Source organism: Xanthomonas sp. NCPPB 3570 (assembly GCF_056725115.1).
On the sequence record NZ_CM161513.1, the window covers coordinates 1,695,221 to 1,720,228 of the forward strand.

The following is a 25,008-nucleotide window of genomic DNA, read 5'->3' on the forward strand; positions in this document are numbered from 1 at the left end:
ATCCCCCAACGGAGACCGTCGCAGTGACCCGCAAACTCGTACTGTTGCGCCATGGCCAGAGCCAGTGGAACCTGGATAACCGCTTCACCGGCTGGGTCGATGTCGACCTGACCGAACAGGGCCGCCAGGAAGCCGTGGCCGCCGGCCGGCTGATGCGCGAGGAGGGCCTGCAGTTCGACGTCGCCCATACCTCGGTGCTCAAGCGCGCCATCCACACCCTGCAGGGCGCGCTGAAGGAACTGGACCAGGACTGGCTGCCGGTGCACAAGAGCTGGCGCCTCAACGAGCGCCACTACGGCGGCCTGCAGGGCCTGGACAAGGCCGAGACCGCGGCCAAGCACGGCGAGGACCAGGTCAAGATCTGGCGCCGCTCCTACGACATCCCGCCGCCGCCGATGGATGCCGAGGATCCGGGCCATCCGCTGCACGACCGCCGCTACGCCACCCTGGACCGCAATGCGCTGCCGGCCACCGAGTCGCTGGCGACCACGCTCGAGCGCGTGCTGCCGTACTGGCACGACGCCATCGCGCCGCAGCTCAAGGCCGGGCAGACCGTGCTGGTCACCGCCCACGGCAATTCGCTGCGCGCGCTGTACAAATATTTGAACGACGTGTCGCGCGAAGAGATCCTCGAACTCAACATCCCCACCGGCATCCCGCTGCTGTTCGAACTGGACGACAGCCTGCAGGTGCAGTCCTACCGCTATCTGGGCGATCCGGAAGCGGCGAAGAAGGCGGCCGAGGCGGTGGCCAATCAGGGCAAGGCGAAGTAAGCGTCAGGATCGGCGCGCAATTGGCAGGAGAAGGCGATGGGTGGATTCAGCATCTGGCACTGGTTGGTGCTGATGGTCATGCTCGGCATTCCGTTGCTGATCGGCGGGGTGGTGTGGATGGCGATCCGCGCGCAGCGGCGCCGGCCGGCGTCCGTGGCGCCGCCGTTGCCGCCTGCCGCCTCGGTGGAGCAGCGCTTGCGCGCGCTGGAACAGTTGAAAGCGCAGGGGCTGATCGACGCGGCCGAGTACGCACGCCGGCGCGAGCAGATCCTGGCCGCGCTGTAAGGGTATGACCCAGCGGCGGGCGGCGCATCGTCGCGCCTGCCGATACATCGCGCAGTGCGGTGGCGTGCATTGCGCGGCGCGGCGCACCTGGCGCGTCTTGCCGCGTCTCGCTGCATCCGTGCGGCCATGCGATCGCGCCGGATGTGCTACCAGACGCAACTGGTGAGCAGCAGGCCCGGCTGTACGTCCACCCAGCGCAGGCGATGCCGCTGCCCGACCGTCAACGCCGGCGCCAGCGGCGTGGCGATGCGCGTGTCCACGTGGCCGCTGGCCGGGTCGCAGCCTTCGATGCGCAGGGCGTCGAAATCGAAGAAGCGGCCGACCGTCGCGGCCGCGGCCTTGTAGAAACTCTCTTTCGCCGAGAAGCCCAGGGTCAGCGCGTACGGCCAGCCGCGGACGCGGGCGAGCGCGGCCAGCGCGTCGCAATCGCTGGCGTCCAGGGCAACGTTGCGGATCGCCTCGAGCTGGTCTTCTGCCACCACACGTTCGATATCCAGGCCGATGCCGTTGGCGCCGGCGGATGTCGGCAGGGCGATGGCCACCGCCAGGCCATCGGTATGCGAGAGGCTGCCGAGAAAGCCGGCGGGCCAGAGCGGCGCGCGGTCGGCGCCGATCGGCAGGTCGGTTGCGGTACTGCCTGCGGCGCGCAGCGCGGCGAGCGCCGCGCGACGGCCGGCCAGGTACTCGGCCTGGCGCTTGCGTACGCTGCGCGCGATCGACGGCGGCCGCTGCAGACCGTGGCGCTGGAAATCGTCGTTGTCGAAGCCATCGACCTCGAACGCCAGCAGCCAGGCGTCCGGCACGGCGATGCGATGCGCGCCGAGGGCGAGGCGGGCGAACGGCGGGGCGGCGAGGGCCAGGGCATCCATGGCCCTAGCTTAGAGCCTGCGTTGGCCGGTGCGGTGCGTGCGCTGCGGCCAGTGATGCGCCGCAGGAGTCGTTGCTTCGCGAGCTACGTCCGCCACGATCGAGCCGGATGCATCGATACGTCCCGCAGCATTGGCTTCAACCGTCGCTGGCGTCCACCCACACCCGCATCTCGCCTTCGCCGCGGTTGGCCCAGGCGAAGTAGGGCACGAAGGTCAGGGTCTGCGGCTGCCGCGCCGGCGGTGGCGCGTCGTAGCGGTATAGCGGCGCGGCTGCGTCGACATCGCCATGCAGGCGTTCGCCGGTGGCCTGCAGCAGCACCTGGCCGTCCAGCGCGCCGCTGCCGGGCACGGCCTGCAGTGCGGCGCTGGCGGGCAGACGCAGCTGATGCAGGTCGGCGCCGTTGTCGGCTTGCTCCAGGCAGTACACCAGCGGCCCGCGCTGCACCGCGACCTTGCCGGCCAGGTGACGCACGCGCGGATGCCCGCTGACCCGCATCGGCGGCATCGGCAGGCGCAGTTGCAGAGTGTCGCCGGACTGCCAGCGCCGGCGCAGCACGCAGTAGCCATGCTGGCGGTGCGCCTCGATCGCCACCGGCTCGCCGTTGAGCAGCAACTGCGGCGCCTGGCACCAGTCCGGCAGGCGCAGCGCCAGCGCCGCGTCCATCGGGGCGCTGCACGCCACGTCGAAGTCGATCGTGTCCTGCCACGGGTACTCGCCGCGCTGGCGCAGGGTCAGGGTCTGCCCGCCGACCTCGAACCGCGCGTCGCTGCCGACGTAGAGGTTCACGTACAGGGTGTCGTCGTGGCGGGTGTAGAGGTAGTGGCCCAGCGAGGTCAGCACGCGTGCGATGTTGGGCGGGCAGCAGGCGCAGCCGAACCAGCGTTGGCGCACCGGCTTCACATGATCGAAAGTGTGGTTGCCGTGCACGGTGGGCGGGTGCACTTCCAGCGGATTGACGTAGAAGAAGTGGCGCCCGTCCAGGGCCATGCCGCCCAGCACGGTGTTGTACAGCGCGCGCTCCATCACGTCGGCGTAGCGGCCGTCCGGCGCCAGCTGCAGCATGCGGTTGGCGAACATCATCAGCCCGATCGAGGCGCAGCTCTCGTTGTAGGCGGTGTCGTTCGGCAGGTCGTAGTCGACGCTGAAGGCTTCGCCGTAGCTCTGCGCGCCGATCGCGCCGGTCAGGTACATCTGCCGCTGCGTGGCGTTGTCCCACAGGCGCTCGCAGGCCGCGCGCAGGGTGGCATCGCCGCTGTGCCGGGCCAGGTGCGCCACGCCGGCGTACAGGTACACGAAGCGCACGGCATGGCCGACCGCGGTGTCCTGCAGCGCCACCGGCAGGTGCGCCTGGCTGTAGGCCTTGTCCTGGATCATCCAGGCCGGGCCGTGTCCGCCCCAGAAAAAAGTGTGGCCGCGCCTGGCGTACTCCTCGTCGTAGTAGTGCGGCGTTGTGCCGCGCTGTTCGACGAAGTAGCGCGCCAGCGCCAGGTAGCGCGCCTCGCCGGTGGCCTCGTACAGGCGCATCAGCGCCAGTTCGATCTCCGGATGCCCGGGGTAGCCGTGCAACTGCGTCGGGCCGGGGCCGAAGGTGGCGTCGATGTGGTCGGCGAGCCGGCACACGATGTCGAGCAGGGCGCGCTTGCCGGTGGCCTGGTAGTAGGCCACGCCGGCTTCGATCATGTGCCCGGCGCAGTACAGCTCGTGGCACTCGGCCAGGTTGGTCCATCGCTCCTGCGGCGCCTTCACCGTGAAATAGGTGTTGAGGTAGCCGTCGGCCTGCTGCGCGGCGCCGATCAGTTCGATGGTGGCGTCGGCATCGCGTTCCAGCGCCGGGTCGGGATGCTGCGCCAGCAGGTAGGCCACCGCTTCCAGCCACTTGGCCACGTCGCTGTCCTGGAACACCATGCCGTAGAACGCGCCGTCGCTGCGGCCGGCGGCGATGCGGAAGTTCTCGATGGCGTGGCTGGGTTCGGCATCGGCGACGTTGTCGTTGAGCGCGTCCCACTGGTAGGGCAGCACCACCTCCTGCACCAGGCGCTGGTAGCGCTGCCAGAACGGATCGGCGATGCGCAGGTGGGCGAGCGGCAGTTCCGGGGACGGCACGGGCGAATGCGGCATGGAGCGGAGATCCTGGAGAGTGGGGAAGGTCAGTGCACCGGGCGTGCGGCGAGGTCGGCGGCGATGCTCGCCAGCAGCGGCCGGCGCAGCCGGCAGCGCAGGATCACCGCGGCCAGCAGCAGGTGCAGGCCGGCGGGGATCAGGGTTTCCAGCAGGGTGATGGCCTGCAGCGAGGCGGGGCTCTGCTGCGCAGCGCCGGCGCGGTAGCCGGCGTAGACGAACAGCGCGCTGATCACCACCGCGCTCGAGGCCCAGGCCAGCTTGATGCAGAACAGGTTGAAGGCGAAGTTGATGCCGGAGGAGCGCACCCGGTTCTTCCAGGCGCCGTAATCGTCGGCGAAGGCCATCAGCGAGAAGTGCAGCGGCAGCGCGAAGCCCAGCACCAGGCAATGCACGAAGATCACCCCCAGCCACAGCGTCTGCTGCGCCGGCCCGGTCGGCAGCCACCACTGCGCCACGCCGAACGCGGCCAGCGCCAGGTTGGTGTGCAGGTACAGCGCCAGCGGGTCGAAGCGGCGGCACAGCGCGTTGACCACGATCGCGCCGAGCACCGTGGCCAGCGCCACCATCGCGAAGAACAGCGAGGCGTAGCCGCTGCTGCCGCCGAGCACGTAGGTGATGAAGTACAGATAGGCGCCGCCGCGGATGTTGTACACGTTGATCAGCAGGAACGACATCAGCAGCACCAGCCGCAACTGGTCGTTGCGCAGCAGGCCGCGCAGGTGTTCGGCGATGCCGGCGCCGCCGAGCAGGCTGACCGGCACGCGCTCGCGCACGGCGAAGAAACAGCACAGGAACATCGCCACCGCCAGCGCCGCCAGCACGCCCACGCCAAGCTGGTAGCCGCGCGCGGCGTCGCCGTTGCCCAGTTCCCGCACCAGCCACGGCAACCCGACCGACACCAGGAAGCCGGCGATGCCGCACAGCACGAAGCGCCAGGATTGCGCCGAGACCACGTCGCGGTGGTCGCCGGTCATGCTGTTGATCAGCGCGCAGTAGGGCACGTTGATCGCGGTGTAGCACAGCGACAGCAGGAAATAGCTGGCGAAGGCGTAGGCGATCTTGGCGCCGGCGCTCAGTTGCGGCGCGCTGAAGGTCAGCACGCAGGCGATGCCGATCGGCACCGCGACCCACAGTTGCCAGGCGCGGAAGCGGCCCCAGCGGCTGCGGGTGCGGTCGGCGATCAGGCCCATCACCGGGTCGGACACCGCGTCGGCCACGCGCAGCACGGTGAACAGGGTGCCGACCAGCGCCGGGGTCAGGCCGAACACGTCGGTGTAGAAGAAGGTGAGGAAATTGGCGATCAGGCAGGTGACCACCGTGCCGCCGGCATCGCCGAGGCCGTAGCCGAACTTTTCCAGGCGCGACAGCCGCGGCGTGGTCGCGGCCGGCGCGGCGTCTGCGGCGGCGTGGCCGATGGCGGTCGCAGTCAACGGGGCGGCTCCTGGCGCGCGCGGTCTGGCGCCAGCGCAACGTCGCACGGCCGCGCAACCGCGACAAGAGTCTGTGCGGTATAAAACCGGTACGATTCCGACCATGGTCGCCGGGCCGCGTGCGCGTGGTGACGTTCATTGGATTGCTGCAGTGCAGCGTGTTGCGCGCACGGGGAGACGTTTCCGACATGCTCGAATTGACCGTCGCCTATCCGATCCGGGTGCAGAACGGGGGCCTGTTCATTTCCCGCGGGGTGGGCGCGCATCCGGCGCGGGTGATCCAATCCTACGAGCTGATCTTCGTCGAGCGCGGCATGCTGTCGATTCGCGAACAGGACAGCGACTTCCACGTCGGCCCCGGCGAGACGCTGCTGCTGTGGCCCGGCCGCGCGCATGCCGGCCTGGGCCAGTTCCCGGACGACCTGCGCTTCTACTGGGTGCATTTCGAACTGGAACCGGGCGCGACGCAGGCGGACAACGCGGTGGCGCTGTCGATGCCGCAGCGCACCGCGATCCGCGATCCGGAGCGCTTCGTCGGCCTGTTCCGCTGGTTCCTGGCCGAGCAGGAGGAACGGCGCACGCTGCCGATGCTGGAGCCGATCGTGTTGTCGATGCTGCAATGCGTGGCCGGCGCCTGGCCGGATCCGCACGACTCCGAGCGCGCGGGCGTGGCGCTGGCGTACCGCGCCAAGCAACTGATCGGCACGCAGTTCCATACCGCGCTCACCGCCTCGTCGCTGGCCGCGCAACTGCACTGCAATCCGGATTATCTGGGCCGCATCTACCGGCGCAGCTTCGGCACCACGCTGACCGAGGCGATCCATCGCCAGCGCATCGCCTTCGCCGAGAAGCTGCTGCTGGTCAACACCTGCGCGGTGGACGACGTGGCGCAGCGCGCCGGCTTCAGCGACAGCGGCTACTTCCGGCGCGTGTTCCGCCAGCGTCTGGGCATGACCCCCAGCGCCTACCGGCGCCTGTACTGCAAGGAGCACATCAATTCGGGTTGAGGGGGGGCTTGCGGGTGCGGTGCGCGTGCTGCGCACTTTCATTGCAGGTGTTCGCGCGTATCGCTTGGCTGTGCTGTAGGAGCGGCTTTAGCCGCGACGCGCTTTTCATGGGAACGCTTCGTCGCGGCTGAAGCCGCTCCTACGATAAAAGCGGCTTTGGGCTCTAGCGCAGGGCTTTCATGGTAACGCCCGGTCGCGGCTGAAGCCGCTCCTACGGCCCGGGCAACGCCGCGCTGGCTGCGCTAGCTCAGCTGCTGGCCGATCTCGCGCGCCATCGCGCTCAGCGGCAGGATCTTTTCGGCGCCGCCGCGCTTGATCGCTTCCTTGGGCATGCCGAAGACGACGCTGCTGTGTTCGTCCTGGGCCACGGTGCGCGCGCCGGCCTGGCGCATTTCCAGCAGGCCCACCGCGCCGTCGTCGCCCATGCCGGTCATGATGATGCCTAGCGCGTTGCCGCCGGCGGCGCGCGCGGCGGAACGGAACAGCACGTCCACCGACGGACGGTGCCGGTTCACCGGCGGTCCGTCCAGCACCTCGACGAAATACTGCGCGCCGCTGCGACGCAGCAGCATGTGCTTGCCGCCCGGCGCGATCAGTGCGCGTCCCGGCACCACGCGGTCGTTGTTGGCCGCTTCCTTCACCGAGATCTGGCACAGCGTGTCCAGGCGCGCGGCGAAGGCGGCGGTGAACTTCTCCGGCATGTGCTGGACGATGACGATGCCGGGGCTGACCCGCGGCAGCGCGGTCAGCACTTCCTCCAGCGCCTGGGTGCCGCCGGTGGACGTGCCGATCGCCACCACCCGTTCGGTGGTCTGCGACAGTGGGCGATTGCCCTGCGCGGGCAGGATCACGTCGGCGGTGTGCTTGATCTCCGGTTCCGCCGGCGCCGGTGCCGCACGCACCGACAGGCGCTTGACGTTGGCGCGCGCGGCGCTCTTCACCGTGGCGATCATTTCCTCGGCCGAATCGGTGAGGAACTGCTTGAGGCCGAGCTTGGGCTTGGTCACCACCGCCACCGCGCCGGCGGCCAGCGCGTCCATGGTGACCCGTGCGCCCTTCTCGGTGAGCGTGGAGCAGATCACCACCGGGGTCGGGCGCTCGCTCATGATCTTGCGCAGGAAGGTGATGCCGTCCATCTTCGGCATCTCCACGTCGAGCACGATCACGTCCGGCCATTGCTGGCGCATCTTGTCCATCGCCAGCAGCGGGTCTGCCGCGGCGGCGATGACCTCGATGCCGGGCGCGTCGTTGAGCACGGCGACCAGCACCTGGCGCACCACCGCCGAATCGTCGATCACCATGGCCTTGATCGTGGTCATGCGGGGTTCCCTCCTGGCACGTCGGCCTTCATGGTTTGCGGTACACCGACGGCGCGATCTGCACCACGTCGCCGTTGACGTCGTTGAGACTCTCGGAGTGGCCGATGCAGAAGATGCCGCCGCGCTTGAGCGTGCCGAGCACCCGCGCCACCACTTCGCGCTTGGTCTGGCCATTGAAGTAGATCATCACGTTGCGCAGGAACACCACGTCGAACTGGCCCAGATTGGGCAGCGTCGCGTTGAGGTTGGCGTGCAGGAAGCGCACGTGGTCGCGGATGCGGCGATCGATCAGCATGCTGCCTTCGTACTCGCCGCGGCCCTTGAGGCAATAGCGCTTGAGCATGGCCGGCGGCATGTGCTCGATGCGCAGCAGCGGGTAGTGGCCGGTGCGCGCCTTGGCCAGCACGCGGGTGCTGATGTCGGTGCCGACCACTTCGTACGGGCGGCCCTGCAGGGTGTCGTCCAGCACCATGGCCATGCTGTAGGCCTCCTCGCCGCTGGAACTGGCCGCGCTCCAGCAGCGGAACGGCGCGCTGCCGGTATGCGCGGCGGCGACGCTGCGCAGCAGGTCGAAGTGCTTGGGCTCGCGGAAGAAGTAGGTTTCGTTGGTGGTCAGCAGGTCGATCGCGGTCTGCACCTCGCCGCTGCCTTCGCGGCTTTCCAGCAGCTTGAGGTACTGGGTGTAGGTCTGCAGCGAATGCGCCTTCAGGCGCTTGCCCAGGCGCCCGCACAGCATGGCCTTCTTGGCCGGCGAGATGGTGATGCCGGCGGCGTCGAAGATGAAACGCTGGAACCGGCCGAATTCCTGCTCGGTGATGGTGTCGTGGCTGGTCATGGTCGTGGCCGGTCAGTGGGTGGAGGCAGCAGCGGGGGCGCTGGCGTTGCCGGTGGGGCCGTGTTCCTGCAGCAGGCGCTGGTGCTCCAGCAGCCAGGCGTGCAGCGCGCCGCCCCCCAGCGGGCGCGCCAGCAGGTAGCCCTGGCCGAAGTCGCAGCCCAGCTCCTGCAGCAGGGTCCAGTCCTCCACCGTCTCGATGCCCTCGGCGACGGTGCTCAGGCCCAGCCGCTGGGCCATGCCCAGTGCCGATTCCAGAACCGTGCGCAGGTTACGGCTGCGGTGCGCGTCGTGGACGAAGATGCGGTCGATCTTCAACTCGGTGAAGGGAATGCGGGTGAGTTGCTGCAGCGAGGAGAAGCCGGTGCCGTAGTCGTCCAGCGACAGGCCGAAGCCCTGCAGCCGCAGCCGTGCGAGCATGCCCAGCGCGCTGCCGCAGACCAGCGAGCTTTCGGTGATTTCCAGCACCAGGTCGGACGGTGCCAGGCCATGCTTGCGCAGCAGTCCGAGCAGTTCGTCGAGCAGATTCGGGTCCTGCAGCATGCGCGGCGACAGGTTCAACGCCAGGGTCAGCTGGAATCCGTCCTGCTTCCACGCCGCCAGCCGCGCCAGCGCCTGGTCGGCGACGCAGGCGGTGAGCGCATGGATCAGGCCTTCGCGCTCGGCCACGGCGATGAAACGGTCCGGCGCGATCGGCCCGGCGCTGGGATGGCGCCAGCGCGCCAGCGCCTCCACGCCACCGACCCGGCCGCTGCGCATGTCCACCTTGGGCTGGTAGGCGACCTCGATCTCGCCGCGCTGCAGTGCCTCGCGCAGCATCGCCGCCATGGTCGCCTCGCCCGGCGCTTCGGCCTCGTTCCGCGGCGTCGGCGTCGGCGGCGCATGGGCGCGCAGCGCGGCCGCGAGCTGGGCAGCGCGCAGCGGCTTCTCCAGGCCAGCCAGCACCTGCAGGCCGTTGCTGCGGCCGACCTGCAGCACCGAGTCGATCAGGGCCGCGCCGCGTTGCGAGGCGACCACGATCGGCACGCGCACGTCGCTGCGGGCCAGCGCCTCGAGCAACTGCACGCCGTCCATGCCGGGCATTTCCAGGTCCACGATCAGCAGCCCCAGCGGCGAACCCTCGGTCACCCGCGCCAGCGCCGCATGGCCGTCGGCCGCGCCTTCCACTGACACGGCGCCCATCCGCAGGCACAGGGCCAGCGCGTGTTCGCGCTGGACCTGGCTGTCGTCGACCACCAGGACCGTGCCGAAGTGGTGCAGGGCGGCGGTGTCGGGGGGCGTGGGCATGCGAAATCCGTTTCGAGAGAGGGGCAGGGTGCTGCGCGGCGAAGGCCGCTCAGGCGGCGATGCCTTCTTCCAGGTGGGCGTCGAGGGCGGCCATGCTGGCGAACTCCTGGGGCGCCAGCACCGCATCGGCGGCGAGCAGGATGACGAAGCGCTCGCCGACCTTGCCCATGCCATGGATGAAGTCGCGGCGGATGCCGGTGCCGAACGCCGGCGGCGGGGCGATGTCGGCGGTGGCGATCTCCAGCACCTCGCTGACCGCATCCACCAGCAGCCCGAGCACCTGGCGTTCCTCGCCGCTGGCGACCTCGATGATGACGATGCAGGTGCGCTTGCTGATCTCGCTGGGCGCACGGCCGAAGCGCTGCTGCAGATCCACCACCGGCACCACCGCGCCACGCAGGTTGATCACCCCACGCAGCGCGGGCGGCATCATCGGCACGTCGGTCGGCGTGCGGTACTCGATGATCTCCTTGATGCCGAGAATGCCGACGCCGAACATTTCCTTGCCCAGCAGGAAGGTCAGGAACTGGTCCGTCGCCAGGTCGCCGGCGTCGGAGGGTGAGAGCGAAGCGGGAGCGTTCATGGCCATGCCTCAGAAGGTTTCGAAGTGGGTTTCGTCCAGCGTGTCGGCCAGCACCAGCTTGCCGCCGGCCACGCGTGCGATCGGCTTGGCCCCGGCCTGCCCGCTGCGGCCGCGCGCCGCGGCCGGACGCCGCGTCGCGGTCCTGGATGCGGCTGCGACTTCCAGCTTGAAGAAACTCATCAGTTGCTGCAGCTGTTCGGCCTGCGCGCTCATTTCCTCGGCGGTCGCGGCCAGTTCCTCGGAGTTGGATGCGGCCTGCTGCGTGGTCTGGTTGAGCTGGCCGACCGCGGCATTGATCTGGCCGACGCCGGAGGTCTGTTCCTCGGAGGCGGCGGTGATCTCCTGCACCAGGTCGGAGGTGCGCTTGATCGACGGCACCATCTCGTCCAGCAGCTTGCCGGCGTTCTCCGCCAGCTCGACGCTGGAACTGGCCACATCGCCGATCTCCTGCGCGGCCACCTGGCTGCGCTCGGCCAGCTTGCGCACTTCCGCGGCGACCACGGCGAAACCCTTGCCATGCTCGCCGGCGCGCGCGGCTTCGATCGCCGCGTTCAGCGCCAGCAGGTTGGTCTGGTAGGCGATGTCGTCGATGATGCTGATCTTCTGCGCGATCTGCTTCATCGCCTGCACGGTCGCACGCACCGACTCGCCGCCGTCCAGCGCCTGGCTGGACGCCTTGCTGGCCATGCCGTCGGTGATCTTGGCGTTCTCGGTGTTCTGCGAGATCGAGGCGGTCATCTGCTCCAGCGAGGCGCTGGTCTCTTCCACGCCGGCGGCCTGTTCGCTGGCCGCCTGGCTCAGCGACTGCGCGGTGGCGCTGACTTCCTCCGAGGCGCTGGCCAGCGCCTCGGCGTTGCTGTTGACCTCGCTGACCACCTGCGACAGGCGCGCGATGGTGTCGTTGACGTAGTTCTTCATTTCGGCATAGGCGCCGTCGTAGGACTTGTCGATGCTGCGGGTCAGGTCGCCCTCGGCCAGGCCGCCCATCACCCGCACCACGTCCTGGATGCTGTCGCCGGTGGTGGTGGCCAACTCGTTCAGGCCCTGGCCCATGTCGCGCTGGAACCCGGACAGGCCGTCCAGGACGATGCGCTCGGAGAAGTCGCCACGGTTGGCGGCCTGGACCACGCGGCGCTGGCCGTCGATCACCAGCTTCAGCCGCTCGACCATGGTCCGCATCGCATACAACGCGCTGCCCCTGTCGTTGGCGCGCACCGCCACCTCCAGGTTGAGGTCGCCCTGCGCTACCTTGTTGGCGATCTCGGCCACATAGGCCGGCTCGCCGCCGAGCAGGCGCATCAGGCCGCGCACGATGAAGACCGAAATGCCGGCGCCCAGCAGCACGCATACCACGATCACGGCGATGATCCACTGGCGCGAACTGGCATAGAGCGCATCGCCCTCCGCGCTGGCGGCTTCGCCGCCCTTGGTGTTCAGCACGACCAGGCTGTCGAGAATGGTCGACGCATCGTCGTAGAGCTTGCGCTGGTCGCCGTTGAACAAGGCCAGCGCCTCGCTGGTCTTCAGCGTTCGCGACAGGTCCAGGACCTGCTTGTGCAAGGCCAGGTACTTTTCGAACTCGCCATTGAAGTTCGTATAGATGCCTTTTTCCTCCTCCGAGGAAATGAGCTTGACGTAATGATCGCGGTTACTCGCGTACTCGGCCAGGATCTGCTCCATCTGCTGGTCGAACGCGCGCATTTCCTGCGGGTTCTCGGTGACCACGTGCTGCAGTTCGGCCACGCGCAGGTCGGACAGGTTGGTATTCATCGCCTGCACGTAATGGATGCTGGGCATCCAGTTGGTGGCGATGTCGGTGGAGGCCTGGTTGACCTTGGCCAGCTTGTCCACCGTGAACACGCCCATGCCCACCATGAGCAGCAGGACGGCGGCGAAGCCGAGCCCGATTCTGGTAGCGATCTTCATTTGATTAAACACCGTGATCCCCCTGTTGGATGTACGGAAGTGTGGTTGTCAGAACGTGTCGAACTGCGCTTCGTCCGGCGCCGGCACCAGCGCCAGGCCGGTCTCGCCAAAGCCGAAACTGCGTTTGCGCACCGGTGCCGACTTGTGCGCCAGGGCCTGCGGAGCGGCGGGGCGCCGCGGCGCCACCACCTGGTTGGTACGGAAGAAGCTCATCAACTGCTGCAACTGCTCCGCCTGGCCGCTCATTTCCTCGGCGGTGGCGGCCAGTTCCTCGGAGTTGGCCGCGGCCTGCTGGGTGGTCTGGTTGAGCTGGCCGACCGCGGCATTGATCTGGCCCACGCCCGAGGTCTGTTCCTCGGAGGCGGCGGTGATTTCCTGCACCAGGTCGGAGGTGCGGCGGATCGAGGGCACCATCTGCTCCAGCAGCTTGCCGGCGTTCTCGGCCAGCTCCACGCTGGACTCGGCGACCTGGCCGATCTCCTGCGCGGCCACCTGGCTGCGCTCGGCCAGCTTGCGCACTTCCGCAGCGACCACGGCGAAGCCCTTGCCGTGCTCGCCGGCACGCGCGGCCTCGATCGCCGCGTTCAGCGCCAGCAGGTTGGTCTGGTAGGCGATGTCGTCGATGATGCCGATCTTCTGCGCGATCTGCTTCATCGCCACCACCGTCGAGCGCACCGCATCGCCGCCTTCGTTGGCTTCGCGTGCGGCCTTCGCCGCCATGCCGTCGGTGACCTTGGCGTTTTCGGTGTTCTGCGCGATGGACGCGGTCATCTGCTCCAGCGACGCACTGGTTTCCTCCACGCCGGCGGCCTGCTCGCTGGCCGCCTGGCTGAGCGACTGCGCGGTGGCGCTGACCTGCTCGGAGGCGCTGGCCAGGGCGTCGGCGTTGATGTTGACCTCGCCGACCACCTGCGCGAGGCGCGCAACGGTGGCATTGACGCTGTCGCACAGTTCCTTCAGCTTGCCCTGGCACTGCACGTTCGCCAGCCGGGTCAGGTCGCCGGCTTCGATCGCCTTGAGCACGGCGCTGGCTTCGTTGAGTGGACCGATCACCGTGTCCAGGGTCAGGTTGATGCCGTCGACGATGCGGCGGAAGTCGCCATGGTGCAGGCTGCCGTCGGCGCGCACGTCCAGGCGGCCGGCCGCGGCCGCGTCGGCGAGCAGGCTGGTGTCGCGGATCAGCGCGCGCAGGTTGGCGCGCACCTGTTCAACGGTGTCGTTGATGAACGCCTTCTTGCCCGGGAAGGCGTCCAGCGGCGCGTCGAAGTTGCCGCGGCCAAACTCGGCGATGCAGGCCATCGCCTTCTTCTTGGTGGCGATGTGGTCGCCGACCATGCGGTTGATGCCGTCGGCCATGCTGCGGAAGTCGCCTTCGAAACGGTGGCTCTCGATCACCACGTCGATGTCGCCGGCGTCGTGCTGCGCGGACATGTGCTGCATCTGCGCGATCAGCCCCTGCATGTTGCGGCGCACCTGCTCGATGATCTCGTTGATGAAGACCTTCTTGCCCGGGAACGTCTCCAGCGGCGCATCGAAATTGCCGCGGCCGAACTCGGCCACGCAGGCCAGCGCCTTCTTCTTGGTGGCGATGTGGTCGCCGACCATGCGGTTGATGCCCTCGGCGATGACCTTGAACTCGCCATCGAAGCGGTGGCTGTCGATCACCACGTCGATGTCGCCGGCGTCGTGCTGGGCGGACATGCGCACGATCTCGTCGTTGATCTGGCGTACCCCGGTCTGCACCTGCCGCAGCGCCAGCAGCACCTCGCAGGCCTGGTCGTTGCGGATGGTCGGCATCACCACCTCGAAATTGCCGGTGGCGAAGCGCGCCAGGGTGGTGGTGGCGATCCGCAGCGAGCGGGTGATGGCGTGGACGGTATAGGCCAGCACCGCGGCGGCCAGCACCGTGGCACCGATGCCCAGCGCCAGGGTTTGCCCGGGGCTCAAGCCGAGGGCGAACCCGCCCGCCGCAGCAGCCAATGGCAGCGCGACGGCGATGGCCGAGCCGGTCCACAGCTTGGAGGACAGCGAGAGAGAGTTGGACATGCCATGGTACCTGTGCGGGTGAAGAGTCCCCGGCCTGGCAGGCCGGGACGGAAAGAGATCAGAACGAAACGAACGCGGCTTCTTCCAGGCGCGCGGCCTGGGCGGTGGCCGCCGGGCCGCCGAAGCTGCGGGCGCGTGGTGTGCGCTGCATCGACGTGGGCAGTCGCCGCGGTTGCGGGGTCGGTGCCGGGGCGGTGCTGGCGCCGGTGGTGAAGAAACTCATGAGCGTTTGCAACTGTTCTGCCTGGCTGCTTACTTCTTCGGCCGTGGCGGCCAATTCTTCAGCGTTGGCAGCGGATTGCTGTGTTGTCTGGCTGAGCTGAACGACCGCGGCGTTGATCTGGCCGACGCCCGTGCTCTGTTCCTCGGAGGCGGCGGTGATCTCCTGCACCAGGTCGGAGGTGCGGCGGATCGACGGTTCCATCTCGCCGAGCAGGCGCCCGGTGGTCTCGGCCAGGGTCACGCTGGTGCTGGCGACGTCGCCGATCTCGTGCGCGGCCACCTGGCTGCGCTCGGCCAGCTTGCGCACCTCCGCAGCGACCACGGCGAAGCCCTTGCCATGCTCGCCGGCGCGCGCGGCTTCGATTGCCGCGTTCAGCGCCAGCAGGTTGGTCTGGTAGGCGATGTCGTCGATGATGCCGATCTTGCGCGCGATCTCCTTCATCGCCGAGACGGTGGCGCGGACCGCCTCGCCGCTCTCGGCGGCCTCGCGCGAGGCCTTGGCGGCCATGCTGTCGGTGACCTTGGCGTTTTCCGCGTTCTGCGCGATGGAGCCGGTCATCTGCTCCAGCGACGCGCTGGTCTCCTCCACGCCGGCGGCCTGCTCGCTGGCCGCCTGGCTCAGCGATTGCGCGGTGGACGACAGTTCCTCGGCGGCGCTGGCCAGGGTCACGGCGTTGCCGTTGACCTCGTTGACGATGCTGGTGAGCTTGTCGATGGTGGCGTTGACGTAGCGCTGCATGTCGGCGAAGGCGCCCTCGTAGTGGCCCTGCACCTGGCGGCTGAGGTCGCCCTCGGCCATCGCGCCCATCACCTTGATCACGTCGCCGACGCTGCGCAGGTTGCCGCGGGTCTGTTCGATGATCTCGTTGATGAAGGCCTTCTTGCCGGGCAGTTGCGGCATCGGCGCGTCGAAATTGCCGCGGCCGAACTCGGCCACCACGCTCAGCGCCTGCTTCTTGACGGCGATGTGCGCGGCGACCATGCGGTTGATGGCCTTGCCGATCGCGCAGAACTGCCCGTCCAGGTGCGCGCAGTCGATCTGCACGTCGATGTCGCCCAGGTCGTGCTCCTCGGACATGCGCGCGATCTCGCCGATCAGGCGCTTGAAGTTGCCGCGCACCTGCTCGATGGTGTCGTTGATGAAGGCCTTCTTGCCCGGCAGCTGCGGCATGTCCGCGTCGAAGTTGCCGCGGCCGAACTCGGCGACCACGCCCATCGCCTGCTTCTTGACCGCGATGTGGCTGCCGACCATGCGGTTGATGCCGTCGGCCATGCTGCGGAAGTCGCCCTGGAAGTGCGCGCTGTCGATGCTGGTGTCGATCTCGCCGGCATCGTGCTCCTCGGCGACGCGGCGTATTTCGGCGATCAGGCCGAGCATGTTGCGCCGCACCTGCTCGATGGTGTCGTTGATGTAGGCCTTCTTGTCCGGGAACGCGGCGAGCGGCGCGGCGAAGTTGCCACGGCCGAACTCGCCCACGCAGTCGATCGCCTGCTTGCAGACGCCGATGTGGGCGCCGACCAGCTGGTTGATATCGCCGGCCACGGTGCGGTAGGCGCCGCTGGCCTGCGCGGCATCCAGCATCACGTCGCAGTCGCCGGCGGCGTGCGCGCGGGTCATGTGCGCGACGTCGGCCTGCAACTGCCGCAGCGGCCGCTGCGCGGCGAGCAGGGCCTGGCCGATCTCGCTGCCGCCGGTGGCGGCGTCCACGCGGTCCAGTTCGCCCTGCGCCAGCGCCTGCAGGCCGCTGCGGGCCAGCTCCAACTCGCGCTGCGTGGCAGCGGCCGCCTGCTGTGCCGCGCGCACGCTACGGCCCAGCAGCAGGCCGGCGACCAGCGTGGCCACGGCGACCAGGGTCCATGCGAGGCCGCTGGCCAGCGGCAGCGCCAGCGCGGCGACAGCGGCGGCGGCGGGCAGGGCGACGGCGACGACGGCGGCCGTCGGCAGGGTGGTAAGGGGCGTCCGGTTCTGGGACATGGCGGCGATTCCTGGTTGATGGCGCGACGTAGGAATGACGGCGGGCGACGCGGCGGCTCAGGCCGCCAGCGATTCGGCGCCGGGTTGCAACTGGCCCAACAGCGACGGCACGTCCAGGATCAACGCGACCCCACCGCTGCCGAGAATGCTGGAGCCACTGATGCCCTTGACCTGGGCGAAGACCTTGGAGAGCGGCTTGATCACGGTCTGCCACTCGCCGAGCAGGGTGTCGACCACCAGGCCGAACCGCTGCGCGCCCTGGCGGATCACCACGATGCTCTCGCGCGCCGGCGGCGCGCCGGCGATGGCGAACAGCGAGCGCAGGCGCACGTAGGGCAGCACGTTGCCGCGCAGGTCGATGTACTCGCTCTGGTAGTTCGGCGCGAACTCCACGCATTCCTCGACCACGTCCAGCGGCACCACGAACACCGACTTGCCGACTCCGACCTGGAACCCGTTGATGATCGCCAGGGTCAGCGGCAGCCGCACCGAGATGGTGGTGCCGACGTCCTGCTGGCTGCTGATGTCCACGCTGCCGCGCAGCGCGGCGATGTTGCGCTTGACCACGTCCATGCCGACCCCGCGGCCGGACAGGTTGGTGACCTTCTCGGCGGTGGAGAAGCCCGGCTCGAAGATCAGCGCGAACACTTCGCGGTCGGAGAGCTGGCGGCCGGGTTCGATCAGGCCGCGCTCCAGCGCCTTGGCCAGGATCCGGTCGCGGTTGAGGCCGCCGCCGTCGTCGCTGATCTGGATGACGATGCTGCCGGAATCGTGGAAGGCGTTGAGGCGCACGGTGCCGCGCACCGGCTTGCCGCGCGCCTGGCGCACCTCGGCCGGTTCGATGCCGTGATCCATGGCGTTGCGCACCAGGTGGGTCAGCGGATCGGCGATCTTCTCCACCACCGACTTGTCCAGCTCGGTGTCCTCGCCATTGACCACCAGCGCGATGTCCTTGCCCAGCTCGCGGGCGACGTCGTGGACCACGCGGTGGAAGCGGCTGAAGGTGCCGCCGATCTTGACCATGCGCAGCTGCAGCGCGCTTTCGCGCACCTCTTCGACCAGCCCGGCCAGGATCGAGGTGGATTCCAGCAGTTGCGCATCGCCGGTACGCTGGGCGTTGGCGCCGGTGCTGGCGACGGCGATGATCAGCTCGCCGACCAGGTCGATCATGCGGTCCAGCTTGTCGGCGTCGACGCGGATCGAGCCGCCGTCGCCGCGCGCGCCCGCGGCTTTGGCCGGGCCGGCGCTGGCGGCGGTGGCGGCCGCTGCCGCCGGCGTGCTGGCCAAGGCGGGCGCGGCCGCCGCCGGCGCGTCGGCGTTGTCGAACCCGGCGAAATCGTCGGCACTGGCCTGGCTGCCGGCCTCGGCCACCAGCAGCGGCAGATCCAGGTTGGCGGCGTCGCCCTGCGGGTCCACCGCCAGCACCTGCAGGTCGCAGTCGTCGCGCACGAATTCGAAGATGTCCTCGATCGCGGCCTGTTGCGCGTCGCTGCGCAGCAGGATGTCGAAGCCCAGGTAGCAGGCCTCCGGATCCAGGTCCGGCAGCGCCGGCACGCGGTCGTGGCGGGTGCGCACCGCTTCCAGGCTGCCGAGGCTGCGCAGGCAGCGGATCAGGTGCAGCGGCGAGTTGCCGAAGCGTAGCGCATCGGTGAACAGCTGCAGCGAGATCCGCCAGTAGCCGGTGTGCGCGGGCGCGGCCGGCGCTGCCGCGGTCGCCTTGGCCGCCGGTGTGGCGGCGGGTTGCAGGTAGGTCTGCAGACGTTGCAGCAGCGGCGCGCCGTCGGCGGTGAGCGTGGCTTCGTCGGCCTTGCCGCCGGCCGCGGCTTCCACCAGCGCACGGATGTGGTCGCAGCAGGCCAGCATCAGTTGGATCAGCTCCGAATCCAGCGCGACGGCATGCTCGCGCACCAGGTCCAGCACGCTCTCCACCACGTGGGTGAAGCCGACCAGTTGCGCCAGGTCGAACAGGCCGCCGGAGCCCTTGATGGTGTGGGCGGCGCGGAAGATCGCGTTGACCGCATCCGGACCGGCTTCGCCGCGCTCGGCTTCCAACAGATTGCGCTCCATGTCCTCGAGCAGGTCGCGGCTCTCGGCGATGAAGGTCTGCAGCAATTGATCCATGTTCATGTCGTGCTGCCGATTAGTGAAGGGTGTCGTCGCCGACGCGCTCGAACGCGTCGTCCAGGCCGAGCAGGGCCAGCGCAGCGCCGACCGCGGTGCTGCAGCCCTCGAGCTGGAATGGGCGTCCCAGTGCGCGCAGTGCCGCCTGGGTGGCCAGCAGCAGCTGCACGCCGGTGGCGTCGATGTCGGTCACCTCCTGCAACTGCAGGCGCAACCCGCCGGGATGTTCCAGCGCGGGCAGCAGCAGCGGCTTGAGTTCGGCCGCGCGGCGGATGGTCATGTCGCCGTCCACGATCAGCTGCAGCGGCGGATCCTGTTCGTCGGGGGGCGTCGAGCGCATGGCGGGTCTCCGGCAGGGAAGTGGGAAAAGCCGGTGTCGCCGGCTTCGGTAAGAGCGATATCGGCGCGGACAGGAAATATTTAGAAATATTTAGCGCGCGTGAAGCATTTGTCTCCCACACCGCACGCGAGCCTGATTGGTTCAGACCAGCGCAAGATGCGCATCCCATAAAGGCTTGGGCGCGATGTGCCTGAAGGTCTATTGCACGTGCCGTGCCAAACGTGACGGCGCGTGAAGACGTCAAAAAAGCCGCGCGGCGCGGGTCCGTCGGTCTTCATGTGAAGACCGCTGCGTCGGTGTGTTGCGCTAGCTGCAGGCGCGCCATACGCCGCCGCATGTCGCGGTGGCGTGTTTGGGCAAGACAACTGCGGCCCCTGTACGGTGGCCGCTCGTGGGTGCTGTGCGGGCAGGATCGCCCGCGTCGCTCAGCGGGGCGACAGCGCGGTCAGCAGCCCGCGCGCGGCATTGAAACGGTCGGCCGCTTCCGGCAGCGGCAGCTTGAGCTTCAGCTTGTCCGGGCCATCCATCGCGTACAGCTTGGGCTGCTTCTGGATCATCTGGATGATGGTCATCGGATCCACGTTGGGCTTGGTCTCGAACACCAGGCGCCCGCCGTGTTCGCCCAGTTCCAGCTTGCGGACGCCCAGCGCATTGGCCTGTAGTTTCAGTTCGGCGATGGCAAACAGGTGCTTCACCGGATCCGGCAGCAGGCCGAAGCGGTCGATCATCTCCACCTGCAGTTCGCGCAGGCCGTCGCTGTCGCGGGCGCTGGAGATGCGCTTGTACAGGGTCAGGCGGGTATGCACGTCGGGCAGGTAGTCGTCGGGGATCAGCGCGGGCACATGCAGTTCCACTTCGGCGCCACGCGCTTCCTCGCCAGCGTCCAGGTCCGGCAGCTTGCCCTGGCGGATGCTGCGCACCGCGCGTTCCAGCAGCTCGGTGTACAGGCTGAAGCCGACCTCGGCCATCTGTCCGCTCTGGTCCTCGCCGAGCAGTTCGCCGGCGCCGCGGATTTCCAGATCGTGGGTGGCCAGAGTGAAGCCGGCGCCCAGTTCGTCCATCGAGGCGATGGCATCCAGGCGCTTCTGCGCATCGGGAGTGATGCTGCGCCGGTCCGGTACCAGCAGATAGGCGTAGGCGCGGTGATGCGAACGGCCGACGCGGCCGCGCAACTGGTGCAGCTGCGCCAGGCCGAAGCGGTCGGCGCGGTTGATGACGATGGTGTTGGCGTTGGGGATGTCGATGCCCGATTCGATGATCGTGGTCGACAGCAGCACGTTGAAGCGCTGCTTCTGGAAATCCAGCATCACCTTTTCCAGCTCGCGCTCGGGCATCTGCCCGTGGGCGATACCGATGCGCGCCTCCGGCACCAGTTCGCTCAGCTCGCGCTGCATGCGGCCGATGCTCTCCACGTCGTTGTGCAGGAAGTACAGCTGGCCGCCGCGCGCCAGTTCGCGCTGGAAGGCCTCGCGCAGCAGCGCGTTGTCCCACTGGGTGACGAAGGTCTGCACGGCCAGCCGGTTCGGCGGCGGCGTGGCGATGATCGACAGGTCGCGCAGGCCGGCCATGGCCATGTTCAAGGTGCGCGGGATCGGCGTGGCGGTGAGGGTCAGCAGGTGCACGTTGGCGCGCAGCGCCTTCAGCGCTTCCTTCTGGCGCACACCGAAGCGCTGCTCCTCGTCGACGATGACCATGCCCAGGTCCTTGAACTTCACGTCCGGCTGCAGCAGGCGATGGGTGCCGACGATCACGTCGATGCTGCCGGCGGCGACCTTCTCCAGTTCGGCCTTGATCTCCTTGCTGCTCTTGAAGCGCGACAGCACCTCGACCTTGAGCGGATAGTCGGCGAAGCGGTCGCGGAAGTTGCGGTAGTGCTGTTCGGCCAGCAGCGTGGTCGGCACCAGCACCGCCACCTGCTTGCCGGCGCTGGCCGCGGCGAAGGCCGCGCGCACCGCGACCTCGGTCTTGCCGAAGCCGACGTCGCCGCACACCACCCGGTCCATCGGCTGGCTGCTGGCCAGATCGCGCAGGGTGGCGTCGATCGCGGCCAACTGGTCGGGGGTTTCCTCGAACGGGAAGCCGGCGGCGAACGGCTCGTACATCGCCCGGTCCACCTGCAACGCCAGCCCGGCGCGGGCCTGGCGACGCGCCTGGATCTCCAGCAGCTCCGCGGCCACGTCGCGCACCTTCTCGGCGGCCTTGCGCTTGGCCTTGGTCCATTGCTCGCCGCCCAGCGAATGCAGCGGCGCGGTCTCGGCCGAGGCGCCGGAGTAGCGGCTGATCAGATGCAACTGCGCGACCGGCACGTACAGCCGGTCGCCCTTGGCGTACTCGATTTCCAGGAACTCGCCGGGCATGCCGCCGGCATCGAGCACGATCAGCCCGCGGTAGCGGCCGACGCCGTGGTCCTCGTGCACGATCGGCGCGCCCTCGGACAGCTCGCCCAGGTCGCGGATGATCGCTTCCGGCTCGCGTCCCACGCGCCGGCTGCGCCGCGGCTGGCTGGCGCGCTCGGGGAACAACTGGCGTTCGGTCAGCACCGCGATGCGCGGCTCCTCCAGCGCGAAGCCGTCGTCGAGCGGCGCCACGGCAATGGCGAAACGTGCAGCGATCGCGCCGGAGTCCAGCCCCTCTCCCTCCGGGAGAGGGGTTGGGGTGAGGGTACGACTGCTAGAGTTTTGTGTCTGCGCAGCTTTGGAAGCTGCCGCCGACCCGGCCTTCTTCGTTTCCGACCGCGCGAGCGCCGCACCCTCATCCGGCGCTTCGCGCCACCTTCTCCCGGTGGGAGAAGGAACAAATGCCGCGAAATTCGGCAGCACCTCAGGCTTCAACTCCGCGGCCGCCAACACTTCCAGCAGCGCCTCGCGGCGGCCCGGCGAATCGGCCGCGATCAGCACCCGGCCCGGGTAGTGATCGAGGAAGCTCTTCAGCGCCGCGCCTGGCGCGGCGTCCTTGGCCGCCACCGGCAGCGGCGGCAGCGGCTGGTCGCCCAGCGCCTGTGCCTCGTCGATGCGTGGGTGGTCGGCGGCCCACACGTCGATGCGCGGCAGCCCGTTGAGGCGTTCGCGCAGGGCATCCGGCGCCTGGTACAGCTCCTCCGGCGCCAGCAGCGGGCGCTCCACGTCGTGGCGGCGTTGCTCGTAGCGGGCCTGGGTCTGCGCCCAGAACGCGTCGGCGGCGGCGCCCACGCCCGGGGCGATCAGCGGCAGCACGTGCTCGCCCAGGTAATCGAACAGGGTGGCGGTGGCCTCGCGCGCACCGCTGCTGCGCGTCTCCTGGAAGAACAGCGGCAGGTAGTACTCGATGCCCGACGGCGCCAGCCCGGCCTTCATATCCTGGTACAGCGCGCTGCGCCGGGTGTCGACGTCGAAACGTTCGCGCAGCGCGGTCAGCACCCGTTCCACGCTGGCATCGTCCATCGGCACTTCGCGCCCGGGCAGCATGCGCACCGCCTGCACATAGTCCAGCGAACGCTGCGATTCCGGGTCGAAGGCGCGGATCGAATCGATGTCCTCGTCCAGCAGTTCGATGCGCAACGGTGCGTCGGTGCCCATCGGGTACACGTCGAGCAGGCCGCCGCGCACGGCGAAATCGCCCGGGTCCATCACCTGCGGCACGTTGCGGTAGCCGGCGCTTTCCAGCCGCCGTTTCTCCGCGTCCAGGTGCAGGCGCTGGCCCACGCGCAGGTCGAAACTGCCGCCGACGATGTAGCGCAGCGGCGCGACCCGCTGCATCAGCGTCTGCACCGGCACCACCACGATGCCCTGGGTCAGCGTCGGCAGCCGGTGCAGCGCGGCCAGGCGCTGGCTGACGATGTCCGGGTGCGGACTGAACTGGTCGTAGGGCAGGGTTTCCCAGTCCGGGAACGGCACCACCGGCAGGCTCGGATCGTCGCCGAGCAGGCTGTGCAGGTCGGCTTCGAGCTGATGCGCGCTCTGGTTGTCGCGTGCGACCACCAGCAACGGCCCGCGGTGCGCGGACGCGGCGCAGGCGATGTGCCAGGCCAGGGCGGTGGAGGACGCGGGAGCGCGCCAGTGCGCGCGGAGCTGGCCGGACTTGGGCAGCGGCGGAACGGGGAAGGGAAGGGGCGGCATGGACCGTGGAGTTTAGCAAAGCCGGGTGCCGCGACCGGCGCGGCGCAACCCGGGAAACGCCGCGCGCCGGTTGGCGGTGCGCGGGAGGGGATGGCGAAGAGTAGGTCGGTGCGCGGGGAATCAGTTACCCAGTTCGAGCACCACCCGCACCAGGTCCGGATTGTCCGGATGCGGCATGCGCTGGAAGCCCAGCGACTCGGCCAGCTGCAGCATCGGCACGTTGCGTTCGAGCACGTCGCCGTAGAGCCGGTCCAGGTACTTGCGGCGCGCCCACTTGACCAGCTTGCGCATCAGTTGCCGGCCCAACCCTTGCCCGGAGACGAAGCTGCTGACCAGGATCGCGTACTGCGCCTCGCGGGTGCCGGGGTTGATCGCCGCGCGCGCCACCGCGCCGACCACGGCCTCGCCCGGCGGCAGCGGCTCGGCGGCGACCAGGATCAGTTCCGACTTCGGATTGGGATGGGTGAGGCGTTGCGCCATGTCCTCGGTCAGTTCCTGCGTCGAATGCAGGAAGCGCTCGCGGATCTCGGTCGGCCCGAGCAGGCCGAAGGCACCCTGCAGCGGCGCGCTGTCCTCCGGCCGGATCGGCCGGATCAGTAATTCGCGCCCACTGGGCAGGGTGAAGGTTTCATGCCACGGAGGCATGCGGTTGCGGGTAGCCATGGCCGTATGATCCTCGACGAAGCCTGGATTCTCGCATTACCAAAACCTTACGCCCGTGAACGCAGCGTCCTGCCGATGTGCCGTTCGGCTGGTCTTGCTAGAGTGGCGCTTCGTTCAAGGGAATGCACGACGATGAAGACATCGCATGCCGTGGCCGTCTCCGCGGCGATCGGGCTGGGCCTGGCCGCGCTGCTGGTGGGGCTGCTGGTGGGCGGTGGCAGGTGGCTGCTGCGCGCGCAGCTCCACGACACGCCGACCGCCACCACCGCCGCTCCAGTCGCCGATGCGGAGCAACTGGCGACGCAGGCATTGGCCCCGTACCAGGCGCGCCTGCAGGCCACGCGCCGGCCGGTGCTGCACGTGCAACTGCAGCCGATGGCGCAGGACGATCGCCTGGCCAGCAAGGTCGGCGGCCGTCCTTACTGGACCGGCGACAGGCCGTATCCGCACGCGGCCGACGGCCAGCCGCTGGCGCTGCTGGCGCAGATCGATCTGGCGCGGATGCCGCCGCTGCCCGGCTACCCGCGCCAGGGCATGCTGCAGTTCTTCATCGGCGGCGACGACGACTTCTACGGGGCCAACTTCGGTGGTGCGCGCAGCGACCTGGCCGCGCTGAGCGAACAACGCAATTTCCGCGTGGTGTACTGGCCGCAGCCGAAGGCGTCGGCGCGGCAGGCCGAGGTGCCGTTGCCGGCGGCCGAGACGCTGCCGTTCGATCCGGCGCGGCCGCGGGCGATGCGGTTCGACGCCGGCGAGGAAACCATCGGCAGCAGCGATGTGCGCTTCGAGCAGGTGCTGGGCACGCCGCTGGAGCAGGTGGCCGCCGCCTACGCCAAGCGCCACACGGTGTCGCAGGATGCGGTGGACGACGCGCTGTTCGATGCGCTGAGCCGTGGCGGCAACAAGCTCGGTGGCTACCCGGAGTTCACTCAGGAAGATCCGCGCACCCTGCAGGACAAGCAGGTGCTGCTGCTGCAACTGGACAGCGACGAGGAGATGATGTGGGGCGACAGCGGCGTCGCCAATTTCTTCATCGATCCGGACGACCTGCGGCGCGGCGATTTCAGCCGGGTCGCCTACAACTGGGACTGCTTCTGAGCGCGCGAGTGCGCCG

18 protein-coding genes are annotated in these 25,008 nt (G+C 69.0%); 4 read left to right on the plus strand and 14 right to left on the minus strand.

Annotated elements, in window-relative coordinates:
• Nucleotides 1-23: 23 nt before the first annotated feature.
• Nucleotides 24-773: a 2,3-diphosphoglycerate-dependent phosphoglycerate mutase gene (gene gpmA, locus AC1PLR_RS07475; protein ID WP_010342084.1), complete on the plus strand. Its 750-nt coding sequence runs from the start codon at nucleotides 24-26 to the stop codon at nucleotides 771-773.
• 36 nt (nucleotides 774-809) lie between these two features.
• Complete coding sequence (locus AC1PLR_RS07480) at nucleotides 810-1,058, plus strand: SHOCT domain-containing protein (RefSeq protein ID WP_481103144.1); 249 nt, start codon at nucleotides 810-812, stop codon at nucleotides 1,056-1,058.
• Between the two features lie 146 nt (nucleotides 1,059-1,204).
• Here AC1PLR_RS07480 and AC1PLR_RS07485 read toward each other — a convergent pair whose 3' ends face one another.
• The 3 genes from AC1PLR_RS07485 to AC1PLR_RS07495 form a co-directional block, all read right to left on the minus strand.
• On the minus strand, nucleotides 1,205-1,927 hold the full coding sequence (locus AC1PLR_RS07485; protein ID WP_481103145.1) for a 4'-phosphopantetheinyl transferase family protein: 723 nt from the start codon (nucleotides 1,925-1,927) through the stop codon (nucleotides 1,205-1,207).
• A gap of 136 nt (nucleotides 1,928-2,063) precedes the next feature.
• Complete coding sequence (locus AC1PLR_RS07490) at nucleotides 2,064-4,046, minus strand: glycoside hydrolase family 127 protein (RefSeq protein ID WP_481103146.1); 1,983 nt, start codon at nucleotides 4,044-4,046, stop codon at nucleotides 2,064-2,066.
• 29 nt (nucleotides 4,047-4,075) lie between these two features.
• A complete protein-coding gene (locus tag AC1PLR_RS07495; protein WP_481103147.1) occupies nucleotides 4,076-5,479 on the minus strand; it encodes an MFS transporter in 1,404 nt (467 codons plus the stop codon).
• A gap of 188 nt (nucleotides 5,480-5,667) precedes the next feature.
• On the opposite strand from AC1PLR_RS07495, the gene AC1PLR_RS07500 reads away from it, so the two are divergent.
• Nucleotides 5,668-6,486 carry a helix-turn-helix transcriptional regulator gene (locus AC1PLR_RS07500; protein WP_481103148.1) on the plus strand — a complete coding sequence of 273 codons (819 nt, stop codon included), beginning with the start codon at nucleotides 5,668-5,670 and terminating at the stop codon, nucleotides 6,484-6,486.
• A 242-nt stretch (nucleotides 6,487-6,728) separates the two neighbouring features.
• On the opposite strand, the gene AC1PLR_RS07505 is transcribed toward AC1PLR_RS07500, so the two are convergent.
• The 11 genes from AC1PLR_RS07505 to AC1PLR_RS07555 all read right to left on the minus strand — a co-directional run bounded on the left by AC1PLR_RS07505 (nucleotide 6,729) and on the right by AC1PLR_RS07555 (nucleotide 23,894).
• The gene (locus AC1PLR_RS07505) at nucleotides 6,729-7,805 is read right to left on the minus strand and encodes a protein-glutamate methylesterase/protein-glutamine glutaminase (protein ID WP_010341213.1); all 1,077 of its coding nucleotides are present in this window, start codon (nucleotides 7,803-7,805) and stop codon (nucleotides 6,729-6,731) included.
• A 28-nt stretch (nucleotides 7,806-7,833) separates the two neighbouring features.
• Nucleotides 7,834-8,640 (minus strand): CheR family methyltransferase, encoded by an 807-nt coding sequence (locus AC1PLR_RS07510; RefSeq protein WP_010341212.1) that lies wholly within the window; start codon nucleotides 8,638-8,640, stop codon nucleotides 7,834-7,836.
• Between the two features lie 12 nt (nucleotides 8,641-8,652).
• Nucleotides 8,653-9,924, minus strand: coding sequence for an EAL domain-containing response regulator (locus AC1PLR_RS07515; RefSeq protein WP_481103149.1), 1,272 nt, complete (start codon nucleotides 9,922-9,924; stop codon nucleotides 8,653-8,655).
• Between the two features lie 49 nt (nucleotides 9,925-9,973).
• Nucleotides 9,974-10,507 carry a chemotaxis protein CheW gene (locus tag AC1PLR_RS07520; protein ID WP_019800357.1) on the minus strand — a complete coding sequence of 178 codons (534 nt, stop codon included), beginning with the start codon at nucleotides 10,505-10,507 and terminating at the stop codon, nucleotides 9,974-9,976.
• 9 nt (nucleotides 10,508-10,516) lie between these two features.
• Nucleotides 10,517-12,433, minus strand: coding sequence for a methyl-accepting chemotaxis protein (locus AC1PLR_RS07525; protein WP_420007349.1), 1,917 nt, complete (start codon nucleotides 12,431-12,433; stop codon nucleotides 10,517-10,519).
• A gap of 48 nt (nucleotides 12,434-12,481) precedes the next feature.
• Nucleotides 12,482-14,479, minus strand: coding sequence for a methyl-accepting chemotaxis protein (locus tag AC1PLR_RS07530; protein ID WP_481103150.1), 1,998 nt, complete (start codon nucleotides 14,477-14,479; stop codon nucleotides 12,482-12,484).
• A 58-nt stretch (nucleotides 14,480-14,537) separates the two neighbouring features.
• Entirely contained in the window at nucleotides 14,538-16,676 is a 2,139-nt protein-coding gene (locus AC1PLR_RS07535) for a methyl-accepting chemotaxis protein (protein ID WP_481103151.1), read from the minus strand.
• 57 nt (nucleotides 16,677-16,733) lie between these two features.
• Complete coding sequence (locus AC1PLR_RS07540; protein WP_481103152.1) at nucleotides 16,734-18,803, minus strand: chemotaxis protein CheA; 2,070 nt, start codon at nucleotides 18,801-18,803, stop codon at nucleotides 16,734-16,736.
• 13 nt (nucleotides 18,804-18,816) lie between these two features.
• Nucleotides 18,817-19,137, minus strand: coding sequence for an STAS domain-containing protein (locus AC1PLR_RS07545; protein WP_481103153.1), 321 nt, complete (start codon nucleotides 19,135-19,137; stop codon nucleotides 18,817-18,819).
• A gap of 425 nt (nucleotides 19,138-19,562) precedes the next feature.
• Nucleotides 19,563-23,231, minus strand: coding sequence for a transcription-repair coupling factor (gene mfd, locus AC1PLR_RS07550; protein ID WP_481103154.1), 3,669 nt, complete (start codon nucleotides 23,229-23,231; stop codon nucleotides 19,563-19,565).
• 120 nt (nucleotides 23,232-23,351) lie between these two features.
• Entirely contained in the window at nucleotides 23,352-23,894 is a 543-nt protein-coding gene (locus AC1PLR_RS07555) for a GNAT family N-acetyltransferase (RefSeq protein WP_010343463.1), read from the minus strand.
• A 132-nt stretch (nucleotides 23,895-24,026) separates the two neighbouring features.
• Between AC1PLR_RS07555 and AC1PLR_RS07560 the strand changes: the two genes are divergently transcribed.
• Nucleotides 24,027-24,992, plus strand: coding sequence for a YwqG family protein (locus AC1PLR_RS07560; RefSeq protein ID WP_481103155.1), 966 nt, complete (start codon nucleotides 24,027-24,029; stop codon nucleotides 24,990-24,992).
• The last annotated feature ends 16 nt before the right edge of the window (nucleotides 24,993-25,008 follow it).

Coding starts and splice junctions, on each gene's coding strand:
- AC1PLR_RS07480 (WP_481103144.1), top strand. CDS start 810: ATGGGTGGATTCAGCATCTGGCACTGGTTGGTGCTGATGGTCATGCTC.
- AC1PLR_RS07535 (WP_481103151.1), bottom strand. CDS start 16,676: ATGTCCCAGAACCGGACGCCCCTTACCACCCTGCCGACGGCCGCCGTC.
- AC1PLR_RS07555 (WP_010343463.1), bottom strand. CDS start 23,894: ATGGCTACCCGCAACCGCATGCCTCCGTGGCATGAAACCTTCACCCTG.
- AC1PLR_RS07500 (WP_481103148.1), top strand. CDS start 5,668: ATGCTCGAATTGACCGTCGCCTATCCGATCCGGGTGCAGAACGGGGGC.
- AC1PLR_RS07485 (WP_481103145.1), bottom strand. CDS start 1,927: ATGGATGCCCTGGCCCTCGCCGCCCCGCCGTTCGCCCGCCTCGCCCTC.
- AC1PLR_RS07505 (WP_010341213.1), bottom strand. CDS start 7,805: ATGACCACGATCAAGGCCATGGTGATCGACGATTCGGCGGTGGTGCGC.
- mfd (WP_481103154.1), bottom strand. CDS start 23,231: ATGCCGCCCCTTCCCTTCCCCGTTCCGCCGCTGCCCAAGTCCGGCCAG.
- AC1PLR_RS07560 (WP_481103155.1), top strand. CDS start 24,027: ATGAAGACATCGCATGCCGTGGCCGTCTCCGCGGCGATCGGGCTGGGC.
- AC1PLR_RS07515 (WP_481103149.1), bottom strand. CDS start 9,924: ATGCCCACGCCCCCCGACACCGCCGCCCTGCACCACTTCGGCACGGTC.
- AC1PLR_RS07545 (WP_481103153.1), bottom strand. CDS start 19,137: ATGCGCTCGACGCCCCCCGACGAACAGGATCCGCCGCTGCAGCTGATC.
- AC1PLR_RS07520 (WP_019800357.1), bottom strand. CDS start 10,507: ATGAACGCTCCCGCTTCGCTCTCACCCTCCGACGCCGGCGACCTGGCG.
- AC1PLR_RS07540 (WP_481103152.1), bottom strand. CDS start 18,803: ATGAACATGGATCAATTGCTGCAGACCTTCATCGCCGAGAGCCGCGAC.
- AC1PLR_RS07525 (WP_420007349.1), bottom strand. CDS start 12,433: ATGAAGATCGCTACCAGAATCGGGCTCGGCTTCGCCGCCGTCCTGCTG.
- AC1PLR_RS07530 (WP_481103150.1), bottom strand. CDS start 14,479: ATGTCCAACTCTCTCTCGCTGTCCTCCAAGCTGTGGACCGGCTCGGCC.
- AC1PLR_RS07490 (WP_481103146.1), bottom strand. CDS start 4,046: ATGCCGCATTCGCCCGTGCCGTCCCCGGAACTGCCGCTCGCCCACCTG.
- AC1PLR_RS07510 (WP_010341212.1), bottom strand. CDS start 8,640: ATGACCAGCCACGACACCATCACCGAGCAGGAATTCGGCCGGTTCCAG.